This window comes from Pararcticibacter amylolyticus, assembly GCF_003130405.1.
In the GTDB taxonomy this organism is placed as follows: domain Bacteria; phylum Bacteroidota; class Bacteroidia; order Sphingobacteriales; family Sphingobacteriaceae; genus Arcticibacter; species Arcticibacter amylolyticus.
Genome location: NZ_QEAS01000027.1, coordinates 2,579 through 13,277, shown reverse-complemented (window position 1 = coordinate 13,277; position 10,699 = coordinate 2,579). Strand labels below are relative to the sequence as shown.

General features: G+C 49.1%; 6 protein-coding genes. All 6 read right to left on the bottom strand.

The features are described 5' to 3' along the window. Positions 1 to 51 precede the first annotated feature (51 nt). The gene (locus DDR33_RS22775; protein WP_109418113.1) at positions 52 to 2,577 is read right to left on the bottom strand and encodes a zinc-dependent metalloprotease; all 2,526 of its coding nucleotides are present in this window, start codon (positions 2,575 to 2,577) and stop codon (positions 52 to 54) included. 36 nt (positions 2,578 to 2,613) lie between these two features. Further along, positions 2,614 to 4,056 (bottom strand): RagB/SusD family nutrient uptake outer membrane protein, encoded by a 1,443-nt coding sequence (locus tag DDR33_RS22770; protein WP_109418112.1) that lies wholly within the window; start codon positions 4,054 to 4,056, stop codon positions 2,614 to 2,616. Positions 4,057 to 4,072: 16 nt separating this feature from the next. Further along, positions 4,073 to 7,456 (bottom strand): SusC/RagA family TonB-linked outer membrane protein, encoded by a 3,384-nt coding sequence (locus DDR33_RS22765; protein WP_109418111.1) that lies wholly within the window; start codon positions 7,454 to 7,456, stop codon positions 4,073 to 4,075. Positions 7,457 to 7,646: 190 nt separating this feature from the next. Beyond that, on the bottom strand, positions 7,647 to 8,636 hold the full coding sequence (locus DDR33_RS22760; RefSeq protein WP_109418110.1) for a FecR family protein: 990 nt from the start codon (positions 8,634 to 8,636) through the stop codon (positions 7,647 to 7,649). Between the two features lie 300 nt (positions 8,637 to 8,936). After that, positions 8,937 to 10,028 carry an SGNH/GDSL hydrolase family protein gene (locus DDR33_RS22755; protein ID WP_109418109.1) on the bottom strand — a complete coding sequence of 364 codons (1,092 nt, stop codon included), beginning with the start codon at positions 10,026 to 10,028 and terminating at the stop codon, positions 8,937 to 8,939. A gap of 55 nt (positions 10,029 to 10,083) precedes the next feature. Next, a partial coding sequence (locus DDR33_RS22750; protein WP_238387911.1) for an RNA polymerase sigma factor occupies positions 10,084 to 10,699 on the bottom strand: 616 nt, incomplete at its 5' end.

Below are 10,699 nucleotides of genomic sequence, written 5' to 3'. Positions count from 1 at the left end.
AAACCATGTTCCCAACGGGCTGCCTTCAGAGGTGGCCTATGTTACGCCGGTTCATTTTTCAGGATGAAGCGCCCGCCAGAGGCGTTCGTGAAGATCAGTCAAATGAGCTTTTGTCCGGCCATCCTTCGTTGCGGGGATAGCTTTTTTGATTTGTGCTGCTAAGTCCCGGGAATGGGCTTTAAGCAAAGATAAGCAATCGCTGGTCCCCCCGGCTGTTCTTATGTCTAATAAAGGAATTAAGCTTTCTACATAAACTTTTTGCAGGTCCCGGCGGTAAACAGGAACTGGCCGGCCGGAGGCAAGCTCTGAGAAAATGCCAGATCGCAGGTCTCTTAACATTTCAGCAGCGGTATACACTCTGCCCGGAAAATCAGTCTCCGCAGATATCAGGATATTAATCCGCCTGCTGCTGAGCAGGGAAGACAAGACCTGCTGCTGTACCCTGGTCACCATCGGAAAGCCAGCCCTGCTCGATTCAAACAGCTTTTTATTCATTAGCCAGTAAGGAGTAGTAAAAAGCTGTTGCTGCAGGAACGCCATAGCCTTCCTTTGCCGGACCACAGGAACAGGATCATATTCAGGTCCTGACTGTTCCACCGTTTTCGGTGTCTGGTACATCCCCCCTATATTTTTGAGCACATGCCCCATTAGCCTGCCATAATGTGTCACCAGTTCCTGGTACATTTCCGCGGCCTGATCATAGTTTTCACCCGGCTTGCTAAACCATTCAGTGAGATGGGGCACAATCCTCTTCAGGTTTTTAATCGCATAGGAACCAGCCAGCACCGGATCATCTCCCAGATCTTCGCTCTGGCTGCGCGGATCAAGGTCATTCATCGGAAAATCGTTGGTAAAAGGGTTCAGCTGGCTGCCATAGAAGTACTGCTTGCCGGAAGCGAGTTTATTCACCAGCCACTTGTTGAGCACCGGCTTTTCGTCTGCGGCCGTTTTCGCTTCCGGAATCAGGCGGTAGCCCCATTCGATCGCCCACTTATCGTAATCACCGATCCGCGGAAAAATACCCTTCTCCCCTATGCCGTCTTCAGGCTGAGCGATGTAGTTAAAACGCGCATAGTCCATGATAGAGGGAGTATGGCCGTGGGCTTCCACCCATGCCTTATTCCTGAGCTTTTCGACCGGAACAGTGGATGAAGCCCCGAAATTATGCATTAAACCCAGGGTATGACCGATCTCATGCGACGATACAAAGCGGATCAGTTGTCCCATTAGTGCATCATCCAGCTCCGGCTTATGCGTCCGGGGGTCAACGGCAGCCGCCTGAACGGTATACCAGTTTCTTAGCAGGGTCATCACACTGTGATACCAGTTAATATGCGTTTCGAGGATTTCGCCGCTCCGGGGGTCATTCACATTCGGGCCACTGGCATTTGCAATTTCGGAGGGCTTGTACACCAGTACCGAATGACGGGCATCTTCCAGGCTCCAGGTAGAATCATTCAAGGGCGCTTCCCTGCCCATAATGGCGTTCTTAAAGCCTGCTTTTTCAAAAGCCACCTGCCAGTCGTTGATTCCTGCGATAAGGTAAGGCACCCATTTTTTCGGCGTAGCAGGATCGATATAGATGACAATGGGCTTCTGCGGTTCCACCAGTTCCCCGCTTTTATATTTTTCGAGGTCACCGGGCTTTGGCTCCAGCCTCCACCGCTGAATATAACGGGTGGTAGCAGCACCAAAGGGATTCGTGTCGAAGTCCGCATAGGCATTGGAGAAGAAGCCGATCCGCGGATCAGCCATCCTCGGCTTCATGGGAACAAAGGGAAGCAGGATCAGTGAATTGTTAAATTCGAAACTGTTCGGAGGAGGAGTTCCCAGGGGAGAAGGCTTCGAATTATAGGTCTTTACCGACTTGATCTCGACATTAGAGGGGAAGGCTTTTATATCGCTGATAAAGGCCCTGTCCATGATCAGGTTCCCGATCAGGTTCCGGATGAAGGGTTCGCTGAAACTCAGGATTCCATTATCGCCGTTTATGAAGTCCGTCAGATCAATTACCGTGCTCTTCGCATCCTGGTTTACCGCTTTTACCGTGAATGTTCCCTGTATGGTCTGGTAATTACTGTTTGCCAGCGAGCGGGAAAGGCCGTTTGAGGTAGTATCGTTCGAAAACTGCCGGAAGGATACCGAGCGCATTACCATCTTGTCGCCGGGGATCTTTTCGAACCTGATGACAGCTTTGCCTGTTTCATCCCCTCCGTATCCGATGTTTACAAGAGGTATTTTAAAATCTGCGGGAGCTTTATTGATGCGGGTGACTACCAGGATATCCCGCCCGAGTATAGAGTCGGGCAGCTCAAAAAGATAGTGGTCGCTGACCAGGTGAATGCTGATAAAACTTCTCATGGATTTCGCACCGGCAGGTACTACTTCCTTATAGGGTTTTAAACCTGTTACGGGACGGGAAGCTGTCTGCTGCGCCAGGCTTTTTGCCTTTGCCGTATCTGCCGCGGCAGCGATTTTCTTCTTTGACTTCTTTTGAGCACTGGCTGCTGCAGCCAGCAACATAAGGAATACCGCAAACAAAGCAGTGCGACTCCATTTCTTACAAGAAATAAACATGAATATGAACCAATAATGTGAATAAAAAAGAATCAATTAATAACCGTCGGTCTGCAACAGGCTGGTATTGGCCAGGAGATCCGACTCGGGTACCGGCAGGAATTTCCGGAACGGGCTCCAGGTCCCGCCTTTAGTGGGTGTAACGATCTTCATGACGTCATCGAGCTGGCCGGTGCGCTTCAGGTCAAACCAGCGGTGCCCCCATTCGGAGAAGAGTTCTACCCGCCGTTCCCTGATGACAGCATCCACAAGCGATGCAGGGTCGGAAGCAGGTGTTTTATCCAGGCCTGCGCGTTCACGGACTGCGTCGAGGTCTGCACGTGCATCATCTGTATTGTTCTGCCTGGCGCGCGCTTCGGCGCGTATGAGGTACTGTTCGGCCAGGCGCATCACAACCGGGTATTCGGTTGAAGGAGCGGTTGACGCTAATGTATTAGCCTTATACTTCCAGGCATAATTGTAAGTAGCGGCTGGTGTTGTGGTGGTTGTATACTGTCCCACCCAGCTGGTCAGCCTTTGATCTCCCGCTTCGAAAGAGGAGGTTACGCGGTCGCTTAATGGCAATTGCCCTGCAGTGGCAAATGCATTCGAAGAAAGGACAAGGAAAGCAGCATCTGCTGTATTGACGTATGTAGTAGAAACCGGTTGCAGCTGCCAGATCGCCTCCCTGCTCCCTTTCAGGAACACCTGGCTGAGGGCAGAAACAAGAGTATAGTTTGCGTTGGAGATCACCGACGAGGCCTGGTGTTCGGCGTTTTTCCAATCTTCGAGATAAAGATACACGCGGGCCAGGAATGCAGCCACTACCTGGCGGTTAGGGCGAATTCGTTCCGTTACAGCAGCACCGGAACCATTCACATATTTCCCGTCGGACAGAACTTCCATTGCCTCCTTCAGATCCTTCAGGATCTGGTCATATACCTGCTGCTGAGGGCTTCGTGCGATATTGTTATTCACCTTGTAATCATCCGTCAGGGTAAGAGGCACATCACCGTACAGATTCACGGCATAGAAAAAGTTGAAAGCACGGATGAATTTCAGTTCGCCCAGCAGCTGGGTCCTGACAGACGGAGTAAGGGAAGAAGATCCTGAAATTCCCTTTATCGCGGTATTGCAGATGAACAACTCGCGGTAGATTTCCGACCAGAAGGGAGGTGTGAGGTTAGGCGCCCAGGTATTTGAATAAAAGGCTGCATTTACCTGGTTAGACTGACTATAATTCACCAGTTCATCCGCCGCAAGCCCCATCGTCAGACTGATGCTGCTGCTGCCGTTATAAAAAGCATTAGCCCCCGCCATACGGGTCAGGAGCCCGGCAACCACCGACTGAGCCCCGCCATCTGTGGTGTATACATTATCGCCGTTAAGGGCTACGGAAGAGGGGCCTACTTCTACTGCTTTCTCACAAGCTGAAATCAGTACGAGGAGAGAGAAGACAGCGCTTATATGATAGATTGAAACAAATTTCTGAAGTCTCATGATTTCCTTTTAATTGTTAAAACGTTGCCTGAACACCAAAAACAATTGTACGAAGCGGGGGCATACGCAACAGCGACTGGTTCTCAGGATCAAGTATTCCATAATTACTGATCGTAGCCAGGTTCTCGCCGTTAGCGTATACGCGAAGTGCCTTAGCACGAATCCTGGAGGCCCATTGCTGAGGGACCTGGTATCCAAGAGATACATTCTGCAGCCTGATATAGGAAGCATCACCGTAGTACACGTCAGACAAGCGGTTGATCTTTGACTGCTGTATAATGGCTGTGATGCCGGTGGAATACTTTTGGTAAACAGCGTCGTCCCCCGGTTTCTGCCAGCGGTTTAGCATCACCCCGGGAATATTGGACGACATAAAACCTGGAAACAACGAACCGGCCAGTTCTCCGCGAACGCTGGTTCCTGTTTGCTTGATATACCGGAATAAGAAGCTCAGCGAGATCCCCTTCCAGGTCAACGCGTTCTGTACTGATCCGAAATAATCCGGGTTGATGTCCACAGTTTCCGTCAGATCAAGCGATTGTGACGGGTTATCCGTTATATTCCCGTTCCTGTCGTAAAACTGGTACAAACCAGTTTCCGGGTTTACACCAGCATACCGGTAAACTCTCTGCACATTCACCGCCTGCCCAATCACGTTGGTTTGTGCCGGCGAAAGGTCTGGATATTCGGTAATACTGTTTCTCATTCGGGTAAAGAGCAGGGTCGTCGACCATGTAAAATGGCTGGTCCGGATATTCTGGGTGTTGAGTGTCAGATCGAACCCCTTATTAACCACCTTGCCTCCCAGGTTCTCGCTGATGGAAGTAAACCCCGTAGTAGATGCGAGGGCCGTTCCAAGAATCATATCAGAGGTACGGTTATAGAAATAATTCCCCTCCAGCCCGATACGCCCCTTCAGGAACTGGAATTCTCCTCCAATATTAGTTTTGGCCACTGTTTCCCAGGAGAGCTGGTCGTTAGGCAAATTAACCGGACTTACGCCGGGCACTCCCTGGTAAGCAGGCCCGGAAATGAGATTGTAATTGGTGTAGTAACTATAATTGCTGATCTGGTCGTTACCAGTGATCCCGTAACTTGCCCGGATCTTTCCGAAGCTGAGAAAGGGCAAAGCATTCTGTACAAAGCTTTCGGAACTGAATATCCAGGAGAGCCCTGCGGAGGGGAAGAAATGAAAGCGCCTGTCTCTGCCGAACTTGCTCGATCCGTCATAACGGCCCGACAAATTCAGTATATACTTATCCGCCCAGTTGTAATTAACACGGCCAAACAAGGCACTGTATTTATATTTTGAGATATTGTACCCCGCTCCAAAAGGAGTGATCGATGTTCCTCCGGCGATGTTACGGAGCAGCAGATCACTGTTGTATCCCGTTGCCTGCAATTGCTGCGCATTACTCAACTGTTTTTGAAGGCTTCCGCCAATTATGAAATTTAAGATCCCCTTCGACCAGTTGGTAGTGTAATTGGCCTGCGGCTCAACGCTCCAGTACATTTTATTGGCGAAGGAAAAGCGGCTTGAAGGTTTTGCCCCCTGCGCAATCACACTTGGGGAAAAAGATGTGGTGGGTGATCCGAGAAACTCGTCAAAAGCCTGTTTGTTATATCCGCCCGTTACCTGCAGGTTTAGTCCTTTTACCAACTGGTATCCCAGTAACAGGCTGCTGGTAAGATTGGTGATCGACGTATTAGCCATGCGATAAATGGCCAGGAGAGGATTCGAAAACGTATTATTTTCGAAATTCAGAGTACCATCAGGATTAAACAGTTCAGGTGAGTTGGGTGCAAGAGAAGTGACCGAAGAAGTTAGGTCAGCTCCGGGGATATCGTTATCCGTATAGGTATAGCCTCCTGTAAAATTCATAGAAAAGCGGCTCCCGGGAGCTGCACTGCTTAAGTTGAAATGCATGGAGGATGTTTTGTCTGATTTCCCGATCAGTTCCTGGACATTCGACTGCTTCCGGTAATTTCCGCTCACCATATACTGAATCTGATCGGAACCACCTGAAAAACTGAGCTGAGCGTTTGTATGCACCCCGGAGCCGTCTAAAAACACCTTTGAATAATCAGTATAGCGGGTTGTATCCCATACGCCGTTGATATCATAATCGGTAGGGAGTACAGAAGCATTGTCGTTCTTTTTTGCTTCCCGGCGTATTTCGAGATACTGCTTCGTGTTGAGCAGTTTGGGCATCCTGGTAGGAGAACCAGCTCCGGTAAACACATTGACGTTAAGGCGTGCAGCTCCGGGTTTCCCTTTCTTGGTGGTAATCAGGATAACGCCATTTGCACCCCGTGCACCGTAAATGGCGGTAGCATCAGCGTCTTTAAGGATATTGATACTTTCAATATCCTGAGGGTTGATCAGGCTTAGCGCATCAAATGCCCGGCTATCGGCACTCAGTGTGTTTCCCCGCTGCGAACTGAAACTTCCGCCCGAATAAGGTACGCCGTCGATCACATAAAACGGGTTGCTCTCTGCTCCGATACTGTTGAGCCCCCGAATATTCACTTTATAGGTACTTCCCGGCGATCCGGTACTCTGCGAGATCAGAAGTCCGGGTACCGTTGCCTGCAGCGCAACAAGTGCGTTGCTCACAGGATATTTCTCAATTTCGGCAGCAGTGATGGTAGTCTGATCGCCTGTATTGAGTCGTTTTGTAGTTTGCCCGTAGGCGGTAACCTGGATCTCATCGAGCGTTCCGGCTGCATCTTCCAGGACGACCGTAAGTGGGTTTTTGACTCCTTTTACAGGGATTTCCCTGGTTCTGAACCCGATGTAGCTGAACTGAAGGACCTCGTTCCCGTCGAGCGCCAGCAACATAAAATTTCCTTTTATATCCGTAACGACTACCCGTTGCGTACCCTTTATCCTAATGCTCGCCCCGGGAAGCGGCAATCCTTTCCGATCCACTACTCTGCCTGATATGATAACAGCCTTTGAAGCAGGTTCCGCGGCCGCAACCGGCAGCGGGGGACGGTCAAAGATGACGATCGTGCCGTCGTTCTGCTGGCTATAGGTGAGGGATGTGCCGGACAGGATCAGATCAAGCGTTGATGCCACGGTACGGGTACGATGAGGGATAGTCAGCCCCTGCTGATAATGCTCTATCTTTGCAGAAGGGTAAAAAAGAATATACCCGGATTGCTCACGCAACTTCTTTAAAGTTGTCCTCAGGTCTTCGTTTTTAACACCGAATGTAATATTGGTACTGGTAATACTCTGTCCTTTGCTCAGGCGGGCAGCAAACAACTGCACGGACAACAAAATTACAGCACAATTCACAACACTAACCTTCATCAGAAACAGGAGTTTGGGGTACAGATTTGCTTTAGACAGGGCATAACGATGCCCTCTTGCAAAAGCACTATTTTTTTGCATTATTTGTAGTGTTTAAGAGTTAGCAATGATTTTTAAACCTCAACTCCTCAGTGCTTTCCAGGGCGGGGAGTTTTGTTTTTTTATACGCCGTTCATCCTGTCAGGCGCATAACACCGGATATGACTAGTGGTAGAGTAGTTGCATAGACTTCATTTGTTTTATAGTGAAACTCTGATTAATTGTACAGGGATCAATGACAGCTTTCTCCGTCAATTTCCACCTGATTCCCCTGAATGCTGTATGTTGTATTCATGGTAAGGGAAAGCGTCCCCAGAAGCTCAGAGAGCGACTCTGTTCCCCGGAATCCTCCCGTAAGACGGCAGTTTGCAAGTTCAGGATTGACGAAGCGAATATGAACCCCATACCGACGGTTAAGATGCTCTGCAAGTTCAGAGAACCGTATCTCCTCAAAATTCATATCAGCACCTGCCCAGCCCAGTACTTTCTTCATGTCAGCAGACCTTGCTTCTACCGGAAGAGCGGCAAGCGGAGCTTCGGCCTGCTTATTTTTAGTAAGTACTGTCAGCAGCCGGCCTTCTTTTTCTACTCTTACTGAACCGCTGCTTACAGCTACAGCAACGATTCTGTCATGCGGGTAAGCCCTGATGTTGAATGAAGTACCCAGTACCCTGGTAGTGATCTTTCCGGTATGAACAATAAAAGGGCGTCGTCTGTCGGGACTAACATCAAAATATGCCTCGCCGACCAGGTTTACCCCGCGTGTTTTATCCCAAAGGGAGGAAAGAACGGTAAGAGAGCTTCCGCTGCGGAGCAGTACCGAAGAGCCGTCGGGCAAGGTGAGCTGCCTGGTATAGGGGGCGGCAGGATACTGTTTATCCTTTTGAACAGAAGCACGCTGCGTTTTAGACGTGAAGTCTCTTTGCAGCCACAAGATAAATGCCAGAGAACACACAACCAGTACAGCAGCAGCGGCTGAAAACCATGGCCTCAGATAAAAAGGAGACTGTGGCCTCCCGGGATGGATCCGGTTGTGTATGCGTGACCGCAGATCCTCACCAATCTGCTTCTCTCCTGCCAGTCCCACCCGCTCTGATACTTCGGGAGCGTCGCCAAACAATTCATAGTAGACTTCCATCACCTCCCTCTCTTCAGAAGAAGCTTTCCCTTTTATGTATCGTCCGGCTAATTCTCTTAATTTCCTATGAAGTTCCGCAGACATTTTATACCGTTTTTATAATACAGTATAAAATCAGAAGCAGATGGAGTATCGAAGAGAGATTTTTTTTTAAAAAAAATAAAACAGACGGATAAAATTCCCTACCCTATAACAAACTGAGGCGATTAAAGCTGAAAAACCTTATTTTAAACTTAAAAACAAACCAGGAAATCAACCTACCAGCAAATACAGAGCACTACCTGCACACGTTCTGCTGTACTTTAAACTACTTCCCAATCCATTCGCCATCTCCTTCACTGAAAATGCACAGGAAAGTGATAACAATCCTGATTGGACAACCAGCTAAATTCCATAACGGGCAAAGATCTTCAGGATCACGGGCCGGATCTTTTGCAGCATCCGGTCGAAGCCGAGGTCATTAGGATGAATGCCGTCTGTTGTCCCTTCCTGGTCGTCGCCCAAGAGGCCGTCAGCACTTATGAGGTATAAGTTGCTGTCACGCTTTTGCAGCTTTTCGATTTCCTGCTTGAAATACCCGTTTTTCTGAGCTACGCGGGCAGCGACGTCCTGATCAAAATTGCCCTTTTCACGTGCAACACTCTCTATAGCGATAATGGGAACCTTTGGATGGAACTTGCGGATAGTATTAACCAGGTTCGCCGTTCGTGCCAGGACTTCCTCAGCTGAAGGATTGGGTACACAATCGAGAATAAAGGCATCCATGGGTAACGGAGCGATCATATTGGCGACCTCCGGTTCCATTTTTCCGTTACCACTGAACCCGAGATTGATAAAATTGTATCCCGTCTCCCGCGAAATCCTCGCCGGATATGCCAGTCCGGGCCGGCTGGCAGATGCGCCCTGCACAATACTGGACCCATAGACGAGGATGTTTTTCCTGAACGGATTGCCACCGGGCACCAGGGTTGCCCCGGAATCTACGCCGATTTCAAGTGAAATGGTTTCGTCGTAGGTTGGAAGAAAAAGCAGGCATGTTTTTTCTCCGGATGCCATTTGTTCCACGATAACGGCGTCTGAACAATCGTGGGTTTTCGGGCGGGCGACACCGGCGTACTGCCAGCGCTGATCGCGCCTGATATAAAGGTCCATGCCCTCAAAGGCGATCCCCGTCATATTGTCTCCCGGAACCCGCCTGGAGGTACACCATTTGGCGGTGATCTTCGAGCTGTTTGTTTTAAAGCTGATAGCCAGGCCTGCGGAGTTTGTAGCTAAGTATTTCACATTGCGCGGTATCGCAGGATAAGCAGCTGTATCCAGGCGGTGATAAAATGGTCCGTCATTCCAGGCTTTCCCAATCAGGGTAAGTTTACGGGCATCAGTGAAGGTAAGAGGAGATTGCTGCTGGGCCCATATCCCTGGTACCAGGCCGAAAATAAAACAGATGATCAGGGAGAAAGAAAGGGATTTAGCCATTGCTTATTTAATAAGCTGCCAAGTTAGTAATTTCCACGTTTTGGCGTAAAAGGAATCATTTAAGTTTGTCCACAAACATCAGTACCGGCATCACCAAAGCCAGCTTGCCGAGAGCGTCCCTTAATCCGGACAAAGCCACAAGGAGGGTTTTCTGGACAGTTTTCTGAGAAATCCCCAGCCTGTCGCTGATTTCTTTGGTAGTAAGGTCATCGATGTACCTCATCCGGAATATTTCTCGCCGTCTTTCGGGAAGTAGTTCCATCCAGGCATTCACATACTCCTGTAATTCCCTGGCAAAGAAGACACTTTCTATATCAACGGTTTCCGAAGACAGGATTTCAAGAGGCAGGCTGAAATTTGCCGTGTTTTTATTCTGATGATAGAGAAGAATGACCTGATAACGAACGGCTTGCCGGAGATAAGCAAAGATATTGAGAACTTCCTGCTTATCGTGCTTCAGCCAGAACTGCACAAAAACATCCTGGATTACGTCTTTACTCCGCTCGATGTCGCCGAGCCGTTTATAGGCTTCGTTATATAGCTTTTTCCAATAGCGGCTGTAGAGTTCGCTGAATGCGTCTTCCTTTCCGTCTGCCATCAGCGAAACGAGTTCTTGATCGGAAAAAGAAGAAAGTGAGGAGTCCATTGATAACAAAAAGACTAAATATAGT